Raw genomic sequence first — 24,063 nt, forward strand, 5'->3', positions numbered from 1 at the left:
TTTTCTTTATCTCTCATAAAGAGTTCTGGTAGGAGACACCATGGCCCTAGAAACCCCCGGCTGCCCCGCAGCCAACGCATTGCCGCCCTTGGCATCGCGCTTCCTCAAGGTTGCCGATCTGCCGTGGAAGCCCACGCAAGTGGAAGGCATCGAGATGAAGGTGCTGATGCAGGACAAGGAGACCGGACTCTTGACCGCCCTGTTCCGCTGGCAGCCCGGCACCGAACTGCCCTTGCATGAGCACGTAGAGGTCGAACAGACCTTTGTGCTGGAGGGTTCGATCGTCGACGCCGAGGGCGAAGTCTGCGCCGGCGACTACGTGTGGCGCCCGCGCGGCAACCGGCACGTGGCGCGGGCACCCAACGGCGCCCTGGTGCTCAGCTTTTTCCTGAAACCCAATATGTTCATCGACGCCTACGCCGGCCAGACGCTGGAATAGCCCACCCCGATGCGACCGTCCGGCACAGGGCGGCGCACAAGAACGAAGCCCCCGAGGAGACATACCCATGAAGACCCGTTTCAAAAACAGCCTGGCCGCCTGCGTGCTGGGCGCCCTGTCCGTGTCCGCCCAGGCGCAAGTGTCGGATGACGTCGTGAAGATCGGCGTGCTGGGCGACCAGTCCGGCATGATGGCCGACCTGTCCGGCAAGTTCGGCGTGGAAGCCGTGAAAATGGCCGTCGAGGATTTTGGCGGCACGGTGCTCGGCAAGCCCATCGAGGTGATCTCGGCCGACCACCAGAACAAGGTGGACATCGGCGTGGCGACCGCGCGCCGCTGGTACGAGAACGACAAGGTCGACCTGATCCTGGACGTGCCCAACTCCGCGATCGCGCTGGCCGTGCAGGACCTGACCCGCCAGATGAAGCGCGTGGTGATCTTCACCAGCGCGGGATCGGCCGACCTGACCGGCAAAGCCTGCTCGCCCAACGGCATGCACTGGACCTACGACACCTACGCCTACGCTACCGGCGTGGCCAATGGCGTCATGGAAGACGGCGGCAAGAGCTGGTACTTCATCACCTCCGACTACGCTTTCGGCCATTCGCTGGAACGCGATGCCATGGCGGTGGTCAAGTCCAAGGGCGGACAGGTGGTCGGCAGCGTGCGCCACCCGATCGCAAGCGCGGACTTTTCCTCGTTCCTGCTGCAGGCGCAAGCTTCCAAGGCCCAGGTGATCGGCCTGGCCAACGGCAGCGGCGACACCATCAACAGCATCAAGCAGGCGTTCGAATTCGGCATCATGGGCAGCAAGCAACGGGTGGCCGCCCTCTTCATGAGCATCGTGGACGTGCGCAGCGTGGGGCTGGAATACGCACAAGGGTTGAACCTGGTCGAACCTTTCTATTGGGACCAGGACGACAAGGCGCGGCAATGGTCCGAACGCTATTTCAAGCGGACGGGCCGCATGCCGTCCATGGTCCAGGCCAGCAACTACAGCGCCGCCATGCACTACCTGAATGCCGTCAAGGCTGCGGGTACCGACGCCTCCGAACCGGTGCTCAAGAAGATGCATGAAACGCCCATCAATGACTTCATGACCGAGAACGGCCGCATTCGCGAAGACGGTCGCATCATGCGCGACCTTTACCTGTTCCAGGTCAAGAAGCCGTCGGAATCCAAGCGCGATTGGGACTACTACAACCTGGTGCGCAAGATTCCCGCCGAACAGGCCTTCCGTCCGCTGAAGGACGGTGCGTGCCCGCTGGTGAAATCGTGATGGACGGCGCGCTTGGACTGCTGGCCGGCAAGCGCGCCCTTGTCACGGGGGGGGCCAACCCCCGCGGCATTGGCGCGGCAATCGTCGACCTCTTCATCGCGCAGGGCGCCACGGTCGCCGTGCTGGACCAGACCTACCCGGATGGCGCCGACGCAATGCTGGCCGCAGGCCGCATCGACCTGCATTGCGACGTGTCGCGCGCGGCCTCTTGCGAAGCCGCTGTTGCCCGCGCCAAGCAAGCGCTCGGCGGCATCGATGTGCTGGTCAACAATGCCGGCATCGTCGCCGCCACCCGCATCTGGGACCTGCCCGAGGATGAATTCCGCCGCATGGTGGAGGTGAACCTGACCGGCACCTACAACGTCACGCATGCGGCCCTGCCCGCACTGCTGGATAGCCCGCGGCGTCCGGCCATCGTCAACCTGGGATCCACCGCCGCCCTGCGCGGCGGCGGCCTGCTGGGAGGTTCGCATTACGCCGCGTCCAAAGGGGGTGTCATCAGCTTCACCAAGGCGCTGGCCCGTGAACTGGGGCCACGCGGCGTGCGCGCCAATTGCGTGGCGCCCGGCATCATCGAAACGGACATGACGGTGGGCAAATTCGGCGAAAATTGGGAGCAAGAACTCAAACAGGGCATTCCGCTGCAGCGCTTCGGCTCGCCCGCCGAAGTCGCCCAAGCCATACTCTTCCTGGCTTCGGACCTGTCCTCCTATTCAACCGGCATCGTGGTCGACGTCAATGGCGGCTTCCACATTCACTAGGCACGCCCTCCCGCAATGAGCACTCCAGACCGCATGTTGTCCATCCTCGACCTATTTCGCGACGACACCACCGCCGCGTTCCAGGAAGACGTCATGGCGCATCTGGACTGCTCGCGCGCCACGGCGTACCGCTATCTGAAGTCGCTGACCGAAAGCGGACTGCTCGCGCCTACCTCGGGCGGCGCCTATGTGCTGGGATCGCGCATCATCGAACTGGACCGCCATCTGCGCCAACACGATCCGCTGATGCGCGCGGCGCGCGAGGTCATGCGCGCCACGGGCGACGAGCTGCACGCCAACCTGATGCTGTGCAACTACTACGGCGACAAGGTCATGTGCGTGGATCGGTACTGGACCGACGATTCCATCGAATCCAGCTATGCGCGCGGCCGGCCCTACACCATGTTCCATGGCGCCACGGCCAAGCCCATCCTGGCGAACCTGCCGCCCTACCAACTGCGCAACCTGATGCTGTGGCATGCCGCCGAAATCCGCGAAGCCGGACTGGGCGAGGACTGGGACGAGTTCCGCGCCAACCTCAAGCGCCTGCGCGCCGCCGGCGTGTATGTGTCGCACGGCGAAGTCGACCCCGGACTGATAGGCATAGGATCCGCCATCTTCAGTCCCGAGCAAAAGGTGGTGGGCAGCCTGGTGTTCATCGCCGCGGAGGCGCGCACTACCCCCGAGCGGCTGGAGATCTTGCAGGCGCGCATCCAGGTCGCGGCGGCGCAGGTGTCACATAACCTGCAGGCCCCGCAAAGCAACGGCGCGGCGGCGATCGGCATCATGCCGTCGCGGCCGCGCCGCATCAAGACAGCGGCCAAGTCGAAGTAGCCCCTACGCCGCGCCTTTGGCTTGCTGCCCCCCGAGGGGGCGCTTTTGCCTTGGGGCGGCCCGGCGGAAGAAATCGCCCCCACGCCGCGCCTTTGGCTTGCTGCCCCCCGAGGGGGCGCTTTTGCCTTGGGGCGGCCCGGCGGAAGAAATCGCCCCCACGCCGCGCCTTTGGCTTGCTGCCCCCCGAGGGGGCGCTTTTGCCTTGGGGCGGCCCAGCGGCAAAAACCCGCCGGACCCGCCGGCCGGGTCCCGACCTGAATCAGGCCTTGTTGTAGCGCTCGGCGCTGCGCACGATTTCTTCGTGCGCGGCTTCCAGGCCCTTCCAGCCCTTGACCTTGACCCACTTGCCCTTTTCCAGGTCTTTGTAGTGCTCGAAGAAATGCTGGATGCGGGAGATGTCTTCCGCCGGCAGGTCTTCGTAGGTCTTGATGTTGCGGTACGGGGGGTACAGCTTTTCGATAGGCACGGCCAGCAGCTTGGCGTCGCCGCCCGACTCGTCGTCCATTTCCAGCACGCCAATGGCGCGGCAGCGCACGACCGCGCCGATCTGGATCGGGAACGGGGTCAGCACCAGCACGTCGGCGGGGTCGCCATCTTCGGACAGGGTTTGCGGGATGTAGCCGTAGTTGCACGGGTAGTGCATGGCCGTCAGCATGAAGCGGTCAACGAAAATCGCGCCCGTGTCCTTGTCGACCTCGTACTTGACCGGGTCGGCGTTCATGGGGATTTCGATGATGACGTTGAAGTCTTCCGGCAGCTTCTTGCCAGGGGAGACGCGATCAAGACTCATGATTCAACCTTGTTGTGTGTCTGAAGGATTGTTCAAATCGAGCCGTCGTCCTTGAACGGCGGCTTGGTCGCCGGCACGGGCGCGCCGGCCGGCGCGGGCTTGGCCGCGGCGGGCTGTGCCGGCGCATACGTGGGCACGGGATCATCGAAAGCCGCCGCGGGAATCGGCGCGCTGTCGAAGTACTCGTCGATGTCCGAGGTGCCGCCGGCCAGCGGGGCATCTTCGGGAGCCAGCGCCCGTTCGCGTTGCTCTTTATTCACGCGCGCGTCGGGATCCAGCACGTAGTCGGAGGCCGAAGCCGCCACCGCCGGCGGCAGCGCGGGGTAGTCCCCGCCCAGATCGGCATCGCTATCGGTATCGGACAAGCCCACCGCATAGCCGCCTTCGGCGTCCACGCGATACGGATCCGAACCGGTGTCCGCCGCGGGCAAGGCGGCATCCGCCGCCAGCACGGGCAGCGCCATGCTGGCCGCCGTCGCCAGCCGCCAGTGGCGCACAGCGTCCGCGGGACGGTCCAGACGGTCATACAGGCTGCCCAGCAGCGCGTGCGTCTGCGCATCGCTGCGGCGGCTGAGGCTGCGCAGCAGATAGCGTTCAGCCTGGCCCCAGAGCTGGCCATTCAGGCACAGCATGCCCAGCGCGGTAAGCAGGTCCGGATCGGTGGGACGCTGCTGCAGCCAGGTCTCGGCACGGGCCAGCCGGCGCGAAACCTGCTCGGCTTCGCAGCGGGCGTAGGCCGCCACCAAGGCCGGATTGAATTTCACGGCAACCGCGGCTTCCAGCACGCGGGCCGCTTCGCTGGCTTCGCCGGCCGCTTCGAACGCGGCGGCGCCCGCCAGCGCGATTTCCGGCAAGAGGCGCTCTTCGGCCTTCAGGTCTTTCCAGATGGCGCGCCAGGCATCGTTGCCGCCCGCCGCGGCGGCGCGCAGGCGCGCGGCGCCCGAGGCGTCGATCAGATGGTCGGCTTCCGCGCGGGCCAACGCATTGCGGCGCACCAGGCCGCGCGCCAGCGTGAAGACCTGCTCGTCGTGATGCAGGGCCGTGTGGGCGCGCAGCAGCAAGCGCATGGTGTGCAGATGACGCGCGCCACCGTCGGCCAGCGGCTCCAGCACCGCCAGCGCGCGCTCGGCGCGGCCCTGGTCCAGCAGCATGTCGGCCGACACCGTGGCGGTTGCCTCGATCAGGCCGGCGTCCGTGCCGGCTTGTTCCTGCGCCGTCGCCAGCAGGCGGTCGCGGCGATCGAATTCGCCCAGGCCATGCGCGGCACGGGCCGCGGACAGGGCCGCCAGGACGCGGCGCGTCTGGACCTTGGTCTGGTCCAGCAGCTTGGTCAGATCCTTTTCAGCGGTGGTGTAGCGCCCTTCCAGCAGGCCGATCCAGCCCCGCTCCAGGAGTTCGTGATCGCGCGCCTGGGCGCGCTTGCCGCGCCAGGCCCGCACGCGGTCCGGAATGGCGAGCAGCCATGCCAGCAAGCGCAGGCCCACATAGAGCACGATGAAGGCCGCGACGATCAGCAAGACCGCCAGCGTCAGCGACATGCTGATGCGCCACGGCCAGACCAGCAACAGCACGTTGCCCGAATGCGAACGCAGGACCACCGCCAGGGCGACGGCGACAACGGCGAGCAGCAGTGTCCAGAACCAGGTACGCATAAGCCTCAGTCCTGTCCGCTGGTCTTGAAGCCCGCTGCGCGCAGCGCAGCCACGGCATTCAGGCTGTCGGCCACTTCCGGCATGCGCACGGCGATGTCGGTTTGCGCCAGTTCGCGCGCCAGCGTCTGTGCGGCGACGGTATCGGGGGAACGGTTGTCGAAATACTTGGCGAGCGTGACGCCGACGTTGTCGAGCTCGCTCTTCCAGACGGCGGGCTGGCGCATCAACATGGCCAGTTGCGCCGTCAGCAGACGCTGGCGCAGCGTGCCGCGCACTTGATCGGCCTGTTCAGGCGACAACAGCAAGGCCGCGGGTTCGTCCACGCGCTGGATGGTGATCAGGCCGCCCAGCTCGTGGGCCAGTGCGGCGCCTGCACGGCCGGGCCAGGAGGCCATCTCGGCGCGCCAACGCTGCCACCAGGGCGCGTCGGCCGGCAGGCCGGCCAGCGGATCGACCGTGGGGGCCGGCGCGGCCGCAGGAGCGCTTTCGCCAGCCGGCGCCACGCCAGGCGCGGCAGCATCCGGAACCAGCAGAGGCGCCTTGCCGATGAGCGCCACCAGGCGGTCGATGCGGGCCGACTGGGCAGGGATATCCACGGTGGAGACCGCGCGCAGGCGATCCAGGTCGCCATTGATGGCTTGCTGCAGGCTGGAGAAACGCGGACGGTCGGCGCGCGCCAGGCGCGATTGCGCCGTTTCGAGCGCCACGATCGCGTTGGAGACGTTGCCGGCCAGCCGCAGTTGCTGGTTTGCGATGGTCAGCAGGCGCTCGACGTCGTTCGCCAGCAATTCGTCGCTGGCGCTGTCGTTGAAGTTCTGCCAAGCCAGTTGCAGGGCGTTGTACTGGCTTTGGGTCTCGCGCACGGTGTCTTCGAGCTCACCGACGCGGCCAGCCTGGGCTTGCGCCAAGGCCAGGGCTTCGCGGGTGTCCTTGCGGGCCTGCGCGAGGTCGGTGGTGAGGGTATCGATGCGCGTGGCGACCTCGCGGCCGGCGGATACGAACTGGGTGCGCTGCATCCAGAGGGCATAACCCAGACCGCCAGCCAGCAGGATGAGAATGATGAGCGCGGGAACCAGCGGTCCACTGCCGCGCTTGGCCGGGCGGGCCTTGACGGAATCGGCCGGGGCCGATGCGGGCGCAGTTGCACCCGGGGCGGCCGTCGGAACGACCGGATCGGTAGCGGGAGTCTTGTCTGTCATGACGCGATTGTATTCGGTGTCAGTCCGATGCAACGAATCAAGCAGCAACAAAAGCCTGGAATATCGACTCGTCGTTGGGCAAGCAGATTTTTACCATCGGCCGCGCCCTGCCTTGATGACAGCCCTGCGGGATCCGGCGCTCCAGGGCGGGATGCGTCAGCACAAAGTTGCATTGCGCCCACCAGGCCGCCAGCCCCGCCTCCTGCAGACCGGCCCGCACCGCATCGGCGCCCTCCCCGCTGGTGATGAGCCAGGTGGCCGGAATTCCCGCGTCGGCCCAGCGCCGCAGGCTGGCGACTTGATCGGCGTCCCAGCGGGCGGGACGGCGCAGGTAAGCCGCATGGCGGGTCACAGCCACGCCGTGCGCCTCGAGCTTGTCGCCCAGCCAGTCCCTGCCCTGGGTGCCGCGCACCAGCAACACGCGGCCAGGCAGTTGCGGCAAGCCGAGCAAGACCTCCCAGAGGGCCTCGGAATCGTGGCTGGGCGCGCTTTCCGGGGGATGCAAAACTGTTGTATTCGCGCCAAAACAGGCGGACTCGCGCAAGGCCTGGGCACTGGCTGGTCCGACGGTGGCAGCCATGACGCCCGTGGGCCAGGAAACCGTCCCGTCCGACTGCGCCCACTGATCCAGATACAGTCTGGCCGCGTTGCCGCTGACGAAGACGACCAGGTCGTAGTCGGCGGGCCGCGGCGGGCCGCCAGCCGCGACGGGCAGCGCCTGGATTTCCAGGGCCGGCAGCATGCAGGGCGTCCAGCCGGCGCCAAGCAGGCGGCCGGCCAATGCCTCGTTACGGCCCTCGGGCCGCGTCAGAATGGCGACCCGCGGCAGTTCGGCGGCAGCGGACGCCCCGGCCATCAGTCGGACCTGGGTTCGTCTTGCAGCAGTTCGCGCAGGATGTCCTGCGCGCCTGCATCCAGCAGCGCCTGGGCCGCGGCTTCGCCGATGGACTGGGCATCGGCCACCGGGCCGCTGCGGGCCGTACGGACCACGCGCACACCATCGGGCGACGCCACCAGGGCGCGCAGCGACAAAGTGCCCCCGGCGATCTCGGCATACGCCGCCAGGGGCACCTGGCAGGACCCGCCCAGCTTGCGGGAGACGGCGCGCTCGGCCACCACACAGGAAGTGGTGTCCGCGCTGACCAGGGGAGCCAGCCACGCGCGCATGTCGTCGCGGTCGTCCCGGATCTCGATGCCCAGGGCCCCCTGCCCGGCCGCCGGCAGGCTGTCGGCGGGTTCGAGCAGGCTGCGGATGCGCGCGCTCAAGTCCAGGCGCTCCAGTCCTGCGGCCGCCAGAACGATGGCGTCGTATTCGCCCTTGTCCAGCTTGCCCAGGCGGGTGTCGAGATTGCCGCGCAATGGCTTCACCACCAGCTTGGGGTAGCGCGCGCGGATCTGGGACTCGCGGCGCAGGCTGGACGTGCCGACAATGGCGCCTGCCGGCAGATCGGCCAGCGAGTCATGGGTATTGGAAACGAAGGCATCGCGCGGATCCGCGCGATCGAGGACGGCGCAAAGCTCGAACGGCGCCTGCAGATCGACCGGCACGTCCTTCAAGGAGTGCACGGCCAGATCGGCCCGGCCGTCGAGCAGCGCGTTTTCGAGTTCCTTGACGAAGAGCCCCTTGCCGCCCACCTTGGAGAGCGTGCGGTCGAGGATCTGATCGCCTCGGGTCGTCAGGGTGAGAAGCTCAACCGCGCACGCCGGGTACAGCGTGCGCAGCCGGTCGCGCACATGCTCGGCTTGCCACAGGGCAAGCCGGCTGGCGCGGGTCGCGATGACCAGGCGTTGCGGTAGAGACACGAGACGGCATCAAACGAAATTGGAAACGATGACCGTCGCGACCACCCCGAGGATGGCCAGCACGAACAGGCCCTGAAGAAGGCTCAGGCCCGATTCGGATTGCTGGGGATCGGTGGATCTACGCAGACTCATGTGCTGATTCCTTGGAAGCGGTTTTGCGGCTTGCCAGCCACCGTCCAAGGACAACAACCAGCAAGGCACCAATGATTTCTGCGCCGATTTTAACCGCAGTGGGCTGCACGCCGAATTGACGTTCGACAACCACGTCGGTAATCAACATGCCGCCGGCGATCCAGCCCAGCAAGGCAGCGCCGAAGGTGACGACCAGCGGATAGCGGTCGATGAGCTTGAGAACCAGGGTGCTGCCCCAGATGATGATGGGCACGCTGACGATCAGGCCGAAGGCGACCAGGCCGATCTGGTGGTCGGCGTGGGCGTTCTGGGCCGCGCCGGCGATGGCGATCACGTTATCCAGGCTCATCACGAAGTCGGCGATGATGATGGTCTTGATCGCCGCGGCGATGGATGTTCCGCCCTTGATGTTGCCATGGGCATCATCCTCGGGAATCAAGAGCTTGACGCCGATCCAGACCAGCAACAGGCCGCCCACGACCTTCAGGAAGGGAATCGACAGCAGCGTCAGGGCGAAGGCAATCAGGACCACACGCAGCAGAATCGCACCGGCGGTACCCCACAGAATGCCTTGCATGCGCTGCTTGGGCGCCAGATTGCGGCAAGCCAGCGCGATCACGACGGCGTTATCGCCGCCGAGCAGGATGTCGATGAGGATGATCTGGAATACCGCTGCCCAACTCAGCGTCTGGAAAAACTCAAGCACTATGAACCCCCGAAGGCATTTATGAAAAGAGTGGCCGGTCCCGGTCCGGCGAGGCTCGCCGCGCATGGCGCGGCGAGCTTATTCAGTACAACTTATTAGTATAATTCAGCTTTCAGTCAGCTTTCTGGCGCATCAGCAAAACTTTGCCGATTGCCAGCACCAGCACCGCGCCCAGCGCGCCCGACATCAGCGCAAAACTGTGCTGCGTCACACCCAGGGCGGCGTCGATGCGCGCCACGGGTTCCTGCAGGGCCGGATCGCCCACCAGCAGTTCGCCTGCGATGAAACCCAGCAGCGCCGCGCCCACCCAGACGATGACCGGAAAGCGTTCGATGACCTTCAGAAGCAGCGTGCTGCCGAAGATGACCAGCGGAATACTGATGGCCAGGCCCAACACCAGCAAGGTCGTATCGCCCATGGCAGCGGCAGCGACGGCCACCACGTTGTCCAGGCTCATGACCAAGTCGGCAATCATGATAGTGCGGATTGCAGTCAGCAGATTGCCCTGCGTCTTGCCCCCGCCGTCTTCCTCGCCCTCGGGCAACAGCAGCGTCACGCCGATGTAGACCAGGAGCAGCGCGCCGATCAGCTTGAGCCACGGCAGCAACAGCAGCTTGGCAGCCACTAGCGTCAGCACGATACGCATGATGATCGCTGCGGCGGAGCCGACGACGATCGCTTTTTTCTGTTGGGCCGGAGGCAGCGAACGCGCCGCCAGCGCAATAACCACGGCGTTGTCGCCCGATAGCAGAATGTTGACCCAAATGATCTGGAGCAACGCTATCCAGAATGCCGCTGAACTAAGTTCCATGCCTCTCTTTCCTAGGTGTGATCCCCCTAGGACGAACCAAATGAATGGGTGAAATAAGACGAAAAAAACGTACTGACCGCCTTGGTGCGAGCCCGGCGGCATTCTTGCTTGGTACGCGTGGAATTTCTTTCATTATAGTTTCGTTCAGCTTTCCGTATGTTTGCCAGGCCGCGGCATGGACACGGGATTTCCCTAGGATTGCCGAAAAAAAGACGAAAAAAAGCCCGCCGTGGCGGGCTTGGAGCAGGCGGATACGTGCGCTGGAAACCAGGGGTTTGGCACCAACGCCAGGGCGTCCGCCAGCAGGCCGGGCGCCGGACGCCAGAGGCGTTCGGACACCACGACCTGATGCTTTTTACAGCACCGACTTGAGCAGCTTGCCCATTTCGGACGGGTTGCGCGTGGTGCGGATGCCGCAAGCTTCCATGACTTCCAGCTTGGCGTCGGCAGTGTCGGCGCCGCCGGAGATCAGGGCACCGGCGTGACCCATGCGCTTTCCGGGAGGGGCGGTAACACCAGCGATGAAGCCGACCACGGGCTTCTTCATGTTGTCCTTGGCCCACTGCGCGGCGTTGACTTCGTCCGGACCGCCGATTTCGCCGATCATGATGACGGCGTCGGTGTCGGGATCGTCATTGAACATCTTCAGGACGTCGACGTGCTTCAGGCCGTTGATGGGGTCGCCACCGATGCCGACGGCGCTGGATTGACCCAGGCCCAGCTCGGTGACCTGCGCCACGGCTTCGTACGTCAGGGTGCCCGAACGGCTGACGATGCCGATGCGGCCCTTGCGATGGATGTGACCGGGCATGATGCCGATCTTGATTTCGTCGGGGGTGATCAGACCCGGGCAGTTCGGGCCCAGCAACAGGGTCTTGCTGCCCTTGGCCTTCATGCGGTTCTTGACTTCCAGCATGTCACGGACCGGGATGCCTTCGGTAATGCAGATCACCAGATCCAGTTCGGCCTCGACGGCTTCCCAGATAGCGGCGGCGGCGCCGGCGGGCGGCACGTAAATGACGGAAACGGTCGCGCCGGTGTCAGCCTTGGCGTCTTTCACGGAGGCGAAAATCGGCACGCCTTCGAAGTCTTCACCGGCCTTCTTGGGGTTCACGCCGGCCACGAAGGCGGCTTTGCCGTTCGCGTACTCACGGCACATGCGGGTGTGGAACTGGCCCGTCTTACCCGTGATGCCCTGGGTGATGACCTTGGTGTCCTTGTTGATCAGAATCGACATTTGTGAATCCTTGGATTTTCTTTGTACCGCCAGGCCGCCCCGAGGTGGAAAGCGCCCCCGTGGGGGACGGCAAGCCGAAGGGCGCGGCGTGGGGGCATATTTACTTGACGGCGGCTACGACGCGGGTGGCGGCTTCAGCCATCGTGTCGGCGCTGATGATCGGCAGACCGGAGTCAGCCAGCATCTTCTTGCCGAGTTCTTCGTTGGTGCCCTTCATGCGGACGACCAGCGGCACGTTCAGGTTGACGGCCTTGCAAGCGGCGATCACGCCTTCGGCGATGACGTCGCAGCGCATGATGCCGCCGAAGATGTTGACCAGGATGGCCTTCACGCTCTTGTTCGCGAGCATGATCTTGAAGGCTTCCGTGACCTTCTCGGCCGTGGCGCCGCCGCCAACGTCCAGGAAGTTGGCCGGCTCGCCGCCGAACAGCTTGATGGTGTCCATGGTGGCCATGGCCAGGCCGGCGCCGTTCACCAGGCAGCCGATGTTGCCGTCGAGCTGGATATAGGCCAGGTCGAACTTGCTGGCTTCGATTTCGGCGGGATCTTCTTCGTCCAGGTCACGATAGGCGACGATTTCCGGATGACGGAAGAGCGCGTTGGAGTCGAAGTTGAACTTGGCGTCCAGGGCGATGATGTTGCCCTTGCTGTCGCGGTTCAGCGGGTTGATTTCGACCAGCGAGGCATCGGTTTCCATGTAGCAGCGATACAGCTTCTGGAACACGTCCACGGCCTGGGCGGTGGAGTCGGCGGGCAGGCCGATCGCGTTGGCGATCTTGGTGGCTTGCTCGGCCGACAGGCCGGTCAGCGGATCGATGTACTCGGTGATGATCTTCTCGGGAGTGGAGTGCGCCACTTCCTCGATGTCCATGCCGCCTTCGCTGGAAGCGATGAAAGCGACCTTCTGGGTGGCGCGGTCGGTGACCAGCGACACGTAGTATTCCTTCTGGATGTCGGCGCCGTCTTCAATGTACAGGCGGCGGACCTTCTGGCCTTCCGGGCCGGTCTGGTGCGTGACCAGCTGCATGCCCAGGATTTCCGAGGCCAGCTTGCGCACGTCGTCCAGCGAGCGGGCCAGCTTCACGCCGCCGCCCTTGCCGCGGCCGCCCGCGTGGATTTGTGCCTTGACGACCCAAACCGGTCCACCCAGCTTTTCAGCGGCAGCCACGGCCTCGTCGACGGAAAGAGCGGGAATCCCGCGCGGCACGGGGACGCCAAATTGCTTCAGCAGTTCCTTGCCTTGATACTCGTGGATTTTCATGTGTTACCTGTCAGGACGTATGAGAAAAAGAAGGTGAATCGGAGGACGAATCGGCCGATGCCTCAGCGCTACCCCCCGTGTACCACTTGGGATAGTGCTCAGCCACCACCGGGCCGCGGGTGCTCAGCGCATGGCAGCCGTCCAATTGGAATGGACGCCGGTTCGGGTTGTTTTCCTGCCGCCGGCGATTGGCCATGGTCTGGACCGCCGCGGTGGGAAGCACCTGCGACAGCTCGGTCATGTGCGTACAGCCCTCCACGTGCCCGAACCGCTCTTTGACCTGCCGGCGGAACCCTTTGAGCAGGTTCATTCCGATCAGATCAGTGTAAGCCGGTTCGATGGCCATGCAATGCTCGCCATAAGGAGCTGCGTCATAGACGGCCTGCGCCGCCACGATCGAGAAATTCTCGTCGATGGTGATGCGCAGATGCATGTGATGGATAGGTTGTCCGGCCTTGAACATCTCGCCGTCGCGCTTGGGAAAATCGTACGCCTTGACGTCGATCAGCTCGGCTTCCAGGTCCCAGAGCCCGTCTTCGCGCGCATACGACTGCACGCGTATGGAACGCGTGTGCAATGGTTGGCGAGGATAGTCCGGCGGTGGCAAGGGCATGCTGGGGGCCTGCGGGGCGAAGATGCCTGCGCATGGTGCGCGGCAACAAAACCTTCAAAGTATAGCGCAGGCAGCTCTCGATCAAGCGCCTTGTCCGCCGCCTGACGCCTCGCCGCAGGGCCCGGCCCGCACGCGGGAAAATATGGGGCCATAGCTGGAAAACCCATTGATCCCGCCCACGCCCAGTCTGGCCCCGCCGCCACGCCGGAACTACCGCTGCGTCCAGGGAGTGGCCGGACTGCCTATCCAGGCCTGGCCCGCCGGGATGGCCTCGCCCTTGAGCACCAGCGTCAACGGACCGAGACGCGCGCCCGGCTCGACCCGGGTGTCATAGAGAATGGTGCTGCGCGGCCCCACATTGACGGCTGCGCCGATGCGGACCATGCCGATCTTCATGACCCGGTCTTCGAACAGGTGGGTTTGCGGCCCGGACCAGGCGTGCAGCACCGCGTCGTCGCCGACCGACACGCAGTCGTATTCGGTGATGTCGGTGGTGTCCATGAAGACGCGCTTGCCGATACGCGCGCCCATGCAGCGCAGAGCCAGCGGCAGCCAGGGCGTCGCCCGCAGGAAGTTGAAGAAGTTGGGAACTGCGATGGATTCGTACAGGCTGGTGACCGCTTCGCTCTTCCACACGAACGGCGTCCACATTGGCTCGGCACGAGGCTTGTAGCGTCCGATCAACGCCCATTTCAACGCCACCAGGAACAGAAAGGCCCCCACGCCGTACAGCACGCCGGCCAGCATCAGCTCGTCAAAGGCGGAGATAAACCCTTCGCGCGCGGCCATGGGGATGACCCTCATCACGGTCAGGTAACCCACGGCGATCACCACGGCCAGGGGCAGGATCATCCGCAGGCCTTCGACACTGCCCCGCAGGACCTTGCGGGCCAGGCTTGGCCGGAACGTCAGATGCGCCGGAAAACCAGCCGTCTGCTCACGCGCGGGCAGCGCCAGCGGTGGATTGCCTAGCCAGGTCTGCCCGCTGGCCATGCGGGCATTGGCAGGCGCGCGGCTCTGCACGCCGATCAGCACGTCATCGGGCAACACCGATCCGTCGGGCACGTAGGCGCCGTTGCCGACGAAACTGCGGTTGCCGATGACGGTGGGACGCATCGTCATCCAGCCGCCGTCGATTTCCTCGTCGCCCAGCATGACGCCGTCGGCGATGAAGCTGTCGCGCCCCAGGGTCAACATGTCCGGCACCACGCCCATGGCGGTGGAGATTTCCGTCCCGCGCCCCACTTTCGCGCCCAGCAGCCGGTACCAGTTGCCGGCGTAGATCGACGCGTACAGGCCATGCAGCACGCTGAGGCTGGACTCCTGGATCTGGTTGGTGAGCCAGCGCCGCAGATAGATCTGCCCATAGACCGGCCACCGCCCGCTGGCCAGCCGGGGCAAGAGCGTCCAGCGCAGCAGCGCGGACACGAGCACGGTCAGGAGCAGCAGCAAGGCGCTGGCGGGCAAGGCCAGCAGCAAGTAGCTCAGGAACGCTTCAGGCCAGGGCACTCGCGCGCCCATCAGATCCAGCCAACGCGCATCGATCCAGTCGATCAGCACAAAGCTCGGGAACACGGGCATGAAGAACAAGGCGGCGATGAGCGTGCCCCCGCCCGCGTAGGCCACGCAGTCCAGCCGGCTCCAGATTCCCTGGCGCCGGGGCCGCGGCGGCAACTCGGGCGCACGGGCCTGCGGATCATGCCGCGCCGGGGCCCCGCTCCAGATCTGGCCTGCGGGAACCCGGGCGCCTTGCGCCAGCGAAGACAGTCCGTCCAGGCGAGCGCCCTCGCCCATTGCCACATCGCCCTGCAGTACCGAATACGAGCCGATGTAGGCGTTGTCCGCCAGCGTGATCGGCGCAACGGACCACTCTCCGCCACGCACCGAAAAGTTCTCCAGGTTCACCGCGGCGCCAATGCTGACGCCGTTCCCCACCGACAGCAGGTCTGGCGCGCGCACGGAGACGCGGCTGATGGAAGCGTCGCGGCCTATGCGCGCCCCCAGCGCCCGCAGGTACCAGACCTGCAAAGGCGATCCGGCCAGCAAATGCGCAGGCGGAATGTCCATCACCCTGTCCACCAGCCACCAGCGATAAAACAACCAGCCGTAAAGGGGGTACCGCCCGGGCTTGAGCCTGCCCAGGATGCCCCATTTGCAGGCGACGGCCACTCCGAAGCTCAGCAGATTGCAGGCCAGATAGCTGGCGATGGACAGGACCACCGCGCGCCAGACCGAATCGCCCTCATCGCCGGTCCAATAGTGATAAGTGAAGAACGGCGTCAGCCAGATCAGCATTCGCACGCCGATCAGCAGCGGCAAGGCCGCCAGCTGCGCGAGCCCGCAGCTCCAGCGGCGCCATTCGGGCGCCGCCGCCGGATCGCGGTCGGTGCCGGGGACGCCCACAGACTCCGCCGCCATCGCCAGCGCGTCCAGCCGGGCCGCCAGCGCGCCCAGCCCGGGATGCTGATAAAGCTCGTGCATGGTCAGGGCGGAGAACTGCGGATGCTTGCGCAGCGACGACACCAGGCGCGCGGCCAACAGCGAATGGCCGCCCAGGTCGCGGAAAAAGTCGCTGGCCAGCCGCAGCGGCTGCCCCGGGAACAACGGCCTCAACGCTTCGAACAAGGCGTGCTCGCCCGGCGTAGCGGGTTCGTCATCCTCTACGCAAGGTTCGGACACGGCATCGAGCTCGCGCGCCTTCAGCGCCTTGCGGTCGATCTTGCCGGAGGTCAGCCGGGGAACATCGGCCACCAGCTCGAAGCGGGCCGGGATCATGTAGGCGGGCAAGTCCGCGCTCAACGCGGCGCGCAGGGCGTGCGAGTCCAGCCTCGCCTCGCCCTCGGGCTTGAGGAAAGCCACCAACTGCTCGATTCCCGCCAGATCGCGCAGGACTACCGCCGCGGCGCCCACGCCGGGCAAGCGATACAAGGCAGCCTCGATTTCCCCGAGCTCGACGCGGAATCCACGCACCTTCACCTGATCGTCGCTGCGGCCCAGGCAATGGATCTGCCCATGCTCATCAATGCGGGCCAAGTCTCCGCTGCGATACATGCGGGTGTCGTGATCCCCCGAAGGCCGCGGATTGGCCAGGAACTTCTCGGCTGTCAGTTCGGGCCTGCCCAGATAACCGCCAGCCACACCGGGACCGGTGATGCACAGCTCTCCGACCTGCCCCTGCGGCAGCACCGCGCCGTCTTCGCCGCGCACCAGCATGCCGTAGTTGGGCAGCGGCGTGCCTATGGTCACAGGCTGGCCGGGCAACAGTTCGGCCAGGCTCGCGGACACCGTCGTTTCTGTGGGACCGTAGGTGTTGAACAAGCGCCGGCCGGGCGTGGCCCAGCGCGGCACCAGGAAATCCGGACAGACCTCGCCGCCCAGGTTCACGATGCGCAGCCCGGGCACATCATGCGCAAACAACGCAAGCAAGGTTGGCACCGCGTGCAGCACGGTGACTCCTTCGCGCACCAGGGCGTCCGGCAAGCCTTCCGGATCCGTGGTCAGCATCTTGGGCGCGACCCACAACGACGCGCCGACCAGATAGCTGATCCAGATCTCTTCGAACGACATGTCGAAGGCCACCGAAAAGCCCTGGTAGACCTTGTCTTCCTGGCGCACGCCCAGCACTTCGTTCTCGCTGCGCAGGAAATGGCAAATGCTGGCGTGGCTGATGGGCACGCCCTTGGGCTTGCCGGTGGAGCCGGAGGTATAGATGACATAGGCGGGATGCTCGGGCAACAGCCCTTCGCGCCTGCGCAACACACCTTCCACGCGTTCCGACAACGCCCAGGTCGTCCAGGTTTGCATGCCGTCCAGCCTGACCTCCGCGCCCGCGATGAGGCCGCTCGCGCCTGCGTCCTGCAGGCAGGCCAGCATGCGGTCTGGTGGAGTGTCGGATTCGAACGGCAGCCACGCCGCCCCAGCCTTGGCGATGGCCGCCTGCATCACGAGCAGGTCGGCTCCGCGCGGCAGGCACAGGCCCACAATATGCCCGGGCCGCACACCGGCCGCGATCAGGTGATGCGCGGCCAGGTCGGCGCGCTGTCCGAGCATGTCATAAGTGAGGATGTGATCCAGCCAATGAATGGCGACGGCGGCGGGACGCCGGCGGATCGTGGCTTCCAGAATATCGGGCAACGTCTCTGCACGCAGCAGGTCCGGCCGATAGAGGCCTTGGAGAATCATAGGAACGGCAAGGATCCAGCAATGGGATTTTTGCGTATTGACCCATGCCGCAAGATTTCGTTCAAGCAGGATTGAAAAAAAAGCCCGTTCCGCCTCCCATGTTGTGGCTTGCAGTCATCAGGCCGGCTCAGGCCGACTGGCGCAAGGCCCGGGCAGCCTGCACCATGCCGATCAGCGCGGCTTCGGTTTCAGGCCAGGCCCGCGTCTTCAGGCCGCAGTCAGGATTGACCCACAAACGCTCCTTGGGCAGCCGGGCAGCGGCCTTTTCCATCAGGCCAACCATCCACTCCACTTCAGGCACGTTGGGCGAATGGATGTCGTACACGCCGGGGCCGATATCGTTCGGGTAACGGAAGTCCTCGAACGCCTTGAGCAGATCCATGTTGGAACGCGACGTCTCGATCGTAATCACGTCGGCGTCCATGGCGGCGATGGATTCGATGATGTCATTGAACTCCGAATAGCACATATGCGTGTGGATCTGCGTCTCGTCGCGCACGCCGGCGGTCGACAGGCGGAAGCAATCCACGGCCCAGTCCAGGTACGCCTGCCATTCAGCGCGACGCAGCGGCAAGCCTTCGCGGATGGCAGGCTCATCGATCTGGATGACGCTGATGCCCGCAGCCTCCAGGTCCACCACTTCGTCACGCAGCGCCAGCGCCAACTGACGGCAGGTCTGCTCGCGCGGCTGGTCATCGCGCACGAACGACCATTGCAGGATGGTGACCGGCCCGGTCAGCATGCCCTTGACCGGCTTGTCGGTCAGAGACTGCGCATAGGACGACCAACCCACGGTCATCGGCGCGGGGCGGGCAACGTCGCCGAAAATGATGGGCGGCTTGACGCAACGCGAACCGTAGCTCTGCACCCAACCATTCTTGGTAAAGGCAAAGCCGGCCAGCAATTCGCCAAAGTATTCCACCATGTCGTTGCGTTCGGGTTCGCCATGCACCAGCACGTCCAGGCCAACCTTTTCCTGGAAGCGGATGACTTCCTCGATTTCCTTGCGGATGGCGGTCTCGTAGGCAGAGTCCGTCAACGCGCCTGATTTCCAGTCGCGACGCAAGGCCCGTATCTCGGCGGTCTGGGGGAACGACCCGATCGTGGTGGTCGGATAGGCGGGCAGCCCCAGTTGTTCCTGCTGACGCGCGATACGGCCGGCGAACGGCGCGCGGTCACGCGATACATCGGCGGCGGCAGCCATGCGCTGGGCGACGGCAGGATTATGGATGCGGGCGGACGAACGGCGGGCGGCCAGCGCCGCGCGCTGCCTGCTCAGCCCTTCCTGCGCCCCCGCTTGCGTCGCGCCATCCAGGGCACGGCCCAACAGACTCAGTTCTTCCAGCTTTTGTGCAGCGAACGACAGCCAGCTCTTGAGTTCGGCGTCCAGATCGGTTTCATAGGCCAGGTCCACCGGCACATGCAGCAGCGAGCACGAGGGCGCCAGCCACAGGCGATCGCCCAGTTGCTGCTTGATCGGGGTCAGCGTGGCGATGGCGGCGTCCAGATCGGTGCGCCAGATGTTGCGGCCGTTGATGACGCCGGCCGACAGCACCTGTTCGGCGCCCAGGCCGGAAACCACTTCGGCCAACTGCTCGGGCGCGCGAACCAGGTCTACGTGCAGCCCCGCCACGGGCAGGCCCAGCGCAGTGGGCAGGTTGTCCTTCAGACCGTCGAAATAGGTCGCCACCAGCAATTTGACCGGGCTGGCGGACAGTTGCTCATAAACCTGTTTGAATGCGTCGCGCCAGGCTTGCGGCAGATCCAGCGCCAGGATGGGTTCGTCGATCTGCACCCACTGCACGCCGAGTTTGGCAAAGCGCGCCAGCACTTCTTCGTATACCGGCAGCAGCGCCGCCAGCAGTTGCAGCTTGCCCGCGTCGGCGGCGCCAGCGGCAAAGGCGTCGCCTTTGCCCAGATACAGCCAGGTCAGCGGGCCCGGCACCACAGGCTTGACGGCGTAGCCTTGTTCCTGCGCTTCCTGGACCTGTTCGAACAGCGATTCGCGCGCAATGCGGAAAGTCTGGCCCGGCACCAGTTCGGGCACGATGTAGTGGTAGTTGGTGTCGAACCACTTGGTCATTTCGCAGGCGGCGGCCGGCTTGCCGGACGGGGCGCGGCCACGGCCCATGCGAAACAGCGTGTCCAACGTGACGGGCTCACTATCCTTCTGGCCGAAGCGGGCCGGAACAGCACCCAGCAGCGCGGTCCATTCGAGGATCTGGTCATACCAGGCAAAGTCGCCCACCGGCACGAACTTCAAACCTGCGGCAGCCTGAAGCTTCCAGTGCTTGGCGCGCAGCTCGCGCCCGGTCCGTTCGAGTTCTTCAGCGGTCCGCTGGCCGGCCCAATAGGCTTCGACTGCGCGCTTCAGTTCGCGCTGGGCGCCTATGCGGGGAAAACCCAAATTATGAATAGCAGTCATGATTTACCACCATTAGACGAAATTTGTTCAAGTGAAAGCTATTCTGAGGCCAAATCAAAATGAATCAAAATCAATGTCTACATTCATAAAATGAGTAAATCTCATACAATATGAGCTTATTCCCAATCGGCCGCGTCCTCCATGCTTGAAATCCGTCACCTTGAAACGCTTACCGCCATCCGCGACGGCGGCAGCCTGCAGGAAGCGGCGGAACGCCTGCACCTTACGCAGTCGGCCCTTTCACACCAATTGCGCGACCTGGAAACCCGGCTGGGCACTCCTTTACTGAACCGGCGCACGCGGCCTGCGCGGTTGACCACGGCGGGCCTACGGGTGCTGGCGCTGGCGGATGAGGTGCTGCCGCGCATCCGCGCTACCGAACGAGATCTACAAAGACTGGCCGCGGGCCGCACGGGCCGGCTGCATCTGGCCATCGACTGCCACTCCTGCTTTCAATGGCTGATGCCGGCACTGGATGCCTTCCGCGCCCAGTGGCCGGACGTGGCGCTGGACCTGTCCGCCGCTTTTTCTTTTGCTCCGCTGCCCGCTCTGGTGCGTGGCGACCTGGACCTGGTCATCACGTCCGACCCGCAGCCCCTGGACGCAGTGGAGTACCTGCCGCTGTTCAAGTACGAGCTGGTGTTGGCCGTCTCGGAATCCAACCCGCTTGCGGGCAACAAATTCATCATGCCGGACCAATTGGCCGACCAGACGCTCATCACCTACCCGGTGGACAAACAGCGCCTGGACGTTTTCACGGCGTTTCTCGATCCGGCCGACGTGGAACCGGCCGCGATCCGTCGCGCGGAGCTCACGCCCATCATTGCGCAGCTGGTCGCCAGCAACCGCGGCGTGGCCGCGCTGCCTAATTGGGCACTGACGGAATATATGAACCAGGGATGGCTGCGCCAGTGCCGGCTGGGGCCACAAGGCGTATGGCGCACGCTGTACGCGACGGTGCGCAGCGAGGACACGGATGCCTCGTATATCGACGAATTCCTGACCATCACCCGCGACGTCTGCTTCAAGACGCTTTCCGGGATCAAGTCGGCAAAGTAAGACACGAGGCCTCCGCTGCGGAGGCGTTCAGTCGCCGTCGCTTTCGCCCAGGATGCGGCGGATCACGTCGTGCGCAAAACCGCGACTGGCCAGAAAGCGTGCCTGCTTTGCGTAGGCCGCGCGGTCTTCCGGCTTGGCGCTGAAGCGCTTTTTCCATACTTCGAGCGCGCGATCGTATTCAGTGGCCCGCAACTGTTCGCGCAATTCCGCGACCTGGTTGTCGTCCACGCCGTGCTGGCGTAGCTCCTGCACGATACGGGCCGCCCCCTGGCGCGAGGCGCGCCGATGGACCAGGCTTTGCGCAAAGCGCTCGGTGGACAGCCAGCCTTCTTTTTCCAGGGCGTCGAGCACGGCCTCGACCTCGGCCGGATCCTCGGCGTGGGCGGCAAGCTTGCGCGCCAATTCCTCGCGGGCATGTTCGCGCCGCGACAGATAGCCCACGGCCCGCATCTTCAACGAAGGCCCCTTGCGGGCTTGTCCATCGGCATCCGGACCGTCCTCGGCCGCAGCGGCGCGGCGCACGCGCCGCGCACTGCCCGCTTCCGAGCTGCGGCTCCATGAATCCGGCGCATCGCCGGATTCCGCTTCCTGCTCGCGGCGCACATCCGACGTGCGGCGCAAGCCCTGGGGCTTGGCCACGGTTTCGAATTCATCGTCCAGCTTGGCGCGTAGGCGTTCGGCTGAAGCGGGCGGCGGTTTCCAGCTCATGCGTATCCTGCTTGCTATGCATAACGGCAGGCCCGTCCTGGCGCCTGCCGCACATGTTCGGGCTGCCCCGACAAGATATGCGGGCCGGTAGCGGCGGATCTGAATCCGCCGCGCCAGGCCCGCCACCGATCCGATTACTCTTCGGCAGTATCTTCCGCGGTGGGCACGAATTCGGCCGCGCGGCTGACGATGCCCTGGTTTTCGCGGACGCGGTTTTCGATTTCGATGGCCAGGTCCTTGTGCTCTTTCAGGTATTCGCGGACATTGTCCTTGCCCTGCCCGATGCGGTTGCCGTTGTAGCTGTACCAGGCACCGGACTTGTCCACGACGTTTGCGGCCACGCCCAGGTCGATGATTTCGCCTTCGCGCGAAATACCGGCGCCGTACATGATGTCGAACTCAGCCTGCTTGAACGGCGGCGCAACCTTGTTCTTCACGACCTTGACGCGGGTTTCGTTGCCGACGACCTCGTCACCCTTCTTGATCGAACCAATGCGGCGGATATCCAGGCGCACGGAGGCGTAGAACTTGAGCGCGTTGCCGCCGGTGGTGGTTTCGGGGTTGCCGAACATCACGCCGATCTTCATGCGGATCTGGTTGATGAAGATGACCATGCAATTGGTCTTCTTGATGGTGGCGGTGAGCTTGCGCAGCGCCTGGCTCATCAGACGGGCCTGCAGGCCGGGCAGCGAGTCGCCCATTTCGCCTTCGATTTCAGCCTTGGGCACCAGCGCGGCCACCGAGTCGACGACGATCAGGTCAACCGAACCGGAGCGCACCAGAGCGTCGGTGATTTCCAGGGCTTGCTCGCCCGTGTCCGGTTGGGAGATCAGCAGGTCGGACAGGTTGACACCCAGCTTGGAAGCGTACTGCACGTCCAGCGCGTGTTCGGCGTCGACGAAGGCGCAGGTGCCGCCCAGTTTTTGCATTTCAGCGACCACTTGCAGCGTCAGCGTGGTCTTCCCCGAGGATTCCGGACCGTAGATTTCGACCACGCGGCCACGCGGCAGGCCGCCAACGCCCAGCGCGATGTCCAGGCCCAAAGAGCCCGTGGAAACCACCTGGATGTCGTGCGAAACCTCGTTGTCGCCGTAGCGCATGATCGAGCCCTTGCCGAACTGCTTTTCGATCTGCGAAAGCGCGGCGGCAAGCGCCTTGGCCTTTTCCGATGCGGCGGCCTTGGTGGTTTTGTCGTCCATGTAGAGTCCTGTCTGTAACGTATCTGGTGTCGAGGGGGATTGCGGGTCTGGCGGTGCTTTGAGCTACGGATCAGATTATGGCATCGGATTGTACTGTACAAAAATACAGTGTGCCAGTATTTTGCACGTATACCCTGAGTGGCAAGGTTGGCGCCATATGCCAGAATGCCCGACGAACCCGGCGTTTCGTCCCCTTTGCGCCGCGCGGTCTTATTTCACTGTAGCCCATGCGTATCCTGATCGCCGAAGACGACAGCATCCTGGCCGACGGCCTGTCCCGTTCGTTGCGCCACAACGGTTACGCCGTGGATGCGGTGCGCGACGGCCTGGCGGCCGATTCCGCGCTGGCGGCCCAGGCCTTCGACCTGCTCATCCTGGACCTCGGCCTGCCGCAACTGGCCGGGCTGGAGGTGCTGCGCCGCCTGCGCGCGCGCAATTCCGCACTGCCCGTGCTCATTCTGACCGCCGCCGACAGCATCGAACAACGCGTCAAGGGCCTGGACCTCGGCGCCGACGACTACATGGCCAAGCCCTTTGCGCTGTCCGAGCTCGAGGCCCGCGTACGGGCCCTGACCCGGCGCGGCGCCGGCGGCGGCGCCACCATGATCAAGCACGGCCGCCTGTTGTTCGACCAGACGGGCCGCGTGGCCATGGTCGACGACCAGACCCTGGACCTGTCGGCGCGCGAAGTCAGCCTGCTCGAAATCCTCCTGACCCGCAGCGGCCGCATGGTCAGCAAGACCCAGCTCGTCGACCACCTGTGCGAATGGGGCGAGGAAGTCAGCACCAACGCCATCGAGGTCTACGTCCACCGCCTGCGCAAGAAGCTGGAGCCCAGCGGCGTGAAGATCGTGACCGTGCGCGGCCTGGGCTACTGTCTTGAGCGGGACCAGGGTGCGGCGTACCTCGCAAGCTGAAGCGGCGCCGCCGGAAGCGCTGAACCAGGAAGCACTGGATGTGATGCGGGCCGGGG

The 24,063-nt window shown here is 65.2% G+C and carries 21 protein-coding genes; 6 read left to right on the plus strand and 15 right to left on the minus strand.

Going from position 1 to position 24,063, the window contains the following annotated elements; genetic code table 11:
• The first annotated feature begins 40 nt into the window (after positions 1 to 40).
• The 4 genes from CEY08_RS00700 to CEY08_RS00715 all read left to right on the plus strand — a co-directional run bounded on the left by CEY08_RS00700 (position 41) and on the right by CEY08_RS00715 (position 3,313).
• Positions 41 to 439, plus strand: coding sequence for a cupin domain-containing protein (locus CEY08_RS00700; RefSeq protein WP_042792653.1), 399 nt, complete (start codon positions 41 to 43; stop codon positions 437 to 439).
• 67 nt (positions 440 to 506) lie between these two features.
• Positions 507 to 1,718: an ABC transporter substrate-binding protein gene (locus tag CEY08_RS00705; RefSeq protein ID WP_063961857.1), complete on the plus strand. Its 1,212-nt coding sequence runs from the start codon at positions 507 to 509 to the stop codon at positions 1,716 to 1,718.
• The gene (locus CEY08_RS00710; protein ID WP_232033753.1) at positions 1,697 to 2,479 is read left to right on the plus strand and encodes an SDR family NAD(P)-dependent oxidoreductase; all 783 of its coding nucleotides are present in this window, start codon (positions 1,697 to 1,699) and stop codon (positions 2,477 to 2,479) included. The genes CEY08_RS00705 and CEY08_RS00710 overlap by 22 nt, the downstream gene beginning before the upstream one ends.
• A gap of 15 nt (positions 2,480 to 2,494) precedes the next feature.
• Positions 2,495 to 3,313 carry an IclR family transcriptional regulator gene (locus CEY08_RS00715; protein WP_088607555.1) on the plus strand — a complete coding sequence of 273 codons (819 nt, stop codon included), beginning with the start codon at positions 2,495 to 2,497 and terminating at the stop codon, positions 3,311 to 3,313.
• Between the two features lie 259 nt (positions 3,314 to 3,572).
• On the opposite strand, the gene ppa is transcribed toward CEY08_RS00715, so the two are convergent.
• From ppa to metE, 13 genes are all read right to left on the minus strand, one after another.
• Positions 3,573 to 4,103: an inorganic diphosphatase gene (gene ppa / locus CEY08_RS00720; protein WP_042792650.1), complete on the minus strand. Its 531-nt coding sequence runs from the start codon at positions 4,101 to 4,103 to the stop codon at positions 3,573 to 3,575.
• 32 nt (positions 4,104 to 4,135) lie between these two features.
• Positions 4,136 to 5,755, minus strand: coding sequence for a heme biosynthesis HemY N-terminal domain-containing protein (locus CEY08_RS00725; RefSeq protein ID WP_076812105.1), 1,620 nt, complete (start codon positions 5,753 to 5,755; stop codon positions 4,136 to 4,138).
• A 5-nt stretch (positions 5,756 to 5,760) separates the two neighbouring features.
• On the minus strand, positions 5,761 to 6,954 hold the full coding sequence (locus CEY08_RS00730) for a uroporphyrinogen-III C-methyltransferase (protein ID WP_063642305.1): 1,194 nt from the start codon (positions 6,952 to 6,954) through the stop codon (positions 5,761 to 5,763).
• A 37-nt stretch (positions 6,955 to 6,991) separates the two neighbouring features.
• Positions 6,992 to 7,810, minus strand: coding sequence for a uroporphyrinogen-III synthase (locus CEY08_RS00735; RefSeq protein WP_076812102.1), 819 nt, complete (start codon positions 7,808 to 7,810; stop codon positions 6,992 to 6,994).
• Positions 7,810 to 8,757, minus strand: coding sequence for a hydroxymethylbilane synthase (hemC, locus tag CEY08_RS00740; protein WP_076812101.1), 948 nt, complete (start codon positions 8,755 to 8,757; stop codon positions 7,810 to 7,812). Before hemC ends, CEY08_RS00735 begins: the two co-directional genes overlap by 1 nt.
• A gap of 9 nt (positions 8,758 to 8,766) precedes the next feature.
• Positions 8,767 to 8,889: a hypothetical protein gene (locus CEY08_RS30255; RefSeq protein WP_042792647.1), complete on the minus strand. Its 123-nt coding sequence runs from the start codon at positions 8,887 to 8,889 to the stop codon at positions 8,767 to 8,769.
• Positions 8,876 to 9,595 (minus strand): TerC family protein, encoded by a 720-nt coding sequence (locus CEY08_RS00745; RefSeq protein WP_042792646.1) that lies wholly within the window; start codon positions 9,593 to 9,595, stop codon positions 8,876 to 8,878. The genes CEY08_RS30255 and CEY08_RS00745 overlap by 14 nt, the downstream gene beginning before the upstream one ends.
• A 112-nt stretch (positions 9,596 to 9,707) precedes the next feature.
• The gene (locus CEY08_RS00750; protein WP_042792645.1) at positions 9,708 to 10,406 is read right to left on the minus strand and encodes a TerC family protein; all 699 of its coding nucleotides are present in this window, start codon (positions 10,404 to 10,406) and stop codon (positions 9,708 to 9,710) included.
• Positions 10,407 to 10,761: 355 nt separating this feature from the next.
• Positions 10,762 to 11,643, minus strand: a complete 882-nt coding sequence (gene sucD, locus CEY08_RS00755) for a succinate--CoA ligase subunit alpha (protein WP_006388410.1) — start codon at positions 11,641 to 11,643, stop codon at positions 10,762 to 10,764.
• Positions 11,644 to 11,743: 100 nt separating this feature from the next.
• A complete protein-coding gene (gene sucC, locus CEY08_RS00760; RefSeq protein WP_063641647.1) occupies positions 11,744 to 12,904 on the minus strand; it encodes an ADP-forming succinate--CoA ligase subunit beta in 1,161 nt (386 codons plus the stop codon).
• Between the two features lie 10 nt (positions 12,905 to 12,914).
• Entirely contained in the window at positions 12,915 to 13,517 is a 603-nt protein-coding gene (locus CEY08_RS00765) for a DUF2889 domain-containing protein (RefSeq protein ID WP_042792643.1), read from the minus strand.
• Between the two features lie 210 nt (positions 13,518 to 13,727).
• Positions 13,728 to 17,699 (minus strand): Pls/PosA family non-ribosomal peptide synthetase, encoded by a 3,972-nt coding sequence (locus CEY08_RS00770; RefSeq protein WP_076812099.1) that lies wholly within the window; start codon positions 17,697 to 17,699, stop codon positions 13,728 to 13,730.
• 127 nt (positions 17,700 to 17,826) lie between these two features.
• A complete protein-coding gene (gene metE / locus CEY08_RS00775) occupies positions 17,827 to 20,124 on the minus strand; it encodes a 5-methyltetrahydropteroyltriglutamate--homocysteine S-methyltransferase (protein WP_076812097.1) in 2,298 nt (765 codons plus the stop codon).
• Between the two features lie 141 nt (positions 20,125 to 20,265).
• Here metE and CEY08_RS00780 point away from each other — a divergent pair, with 141 nt between their 5' ends.
• Positions 20,266 to 21,183: a LysR family transcriptional regulator gene (locus tag CEY08_RS00780; RefSeq protein ID WP_042792641.1), complete on the plus strand. Its 918-nt coding sequence runs from the start codon at positions 20,266 to 20,268 to the stop codon at positions 21,181 to 21,183.
• 27 nt (positions 21,184 to 21,210) lie between these two features.
• On the opposite strand, the gene recX is transcribed toward CEY08_RS00780, so the two are convergent.
• Together recX and recA are read right to left on the minus strand one after the other, a co-directional pair.
• Positions 21,211 to 21,891: a recombination regulator RecX gene (recX, locus tag CEY08_RS00785; RefSeq protein ID WP_088607556.1), complete on the minus strand. Its 681-nt coding sequence runs from the start codon at positions 21,889 to 21,891 to the stop codon at positions 21,211 to 21,213.
• A gap of 134 nt (positions 21,892 to 22,025) precedes the next feature.
• Positions 22,026 to 23,090: a recombinase RecA gene (gene recA, locus CEY08_RS00790; RefSeq protein WP_042792639.1), complete on the minus strand. Its 1,065-nt coding sequence runs from the start codon at positions 23,088 to 23,090 to the stop codon at positions 22,026 to 22,028.
• 227 nt (positions 23,091 to 23,317) lie between these two features.
• Between recA and CEY08_RS00795 the strand changes: the two genes are divergently transcribed.
• The gene (locus CEY08_RS00795) at positions 23,318 to 24,007 is read left to right on the plus strand and encodes a response regulator transcription factor (protein ID WP_013392535.1); all 690 of its coding nucleotides are present in this window, start codon (positions 23,318 to 23,320) and stop codon (positions 24,005 to 24,007) included.
• Positions 24,008 to 24,063 lie beyond the last annotated feature (56 nt).

The sequence above is a fragment of the Achromobacter insolitus genome (assembly GCF_002209555.1).
Taxonomy (GTDB): Bacteria; Pseudomonadota; Gammaproteobacteria; order Burkholderiales; family Burkholderiaceae_B; genus Achromobacter; species Achromobacter insolitus.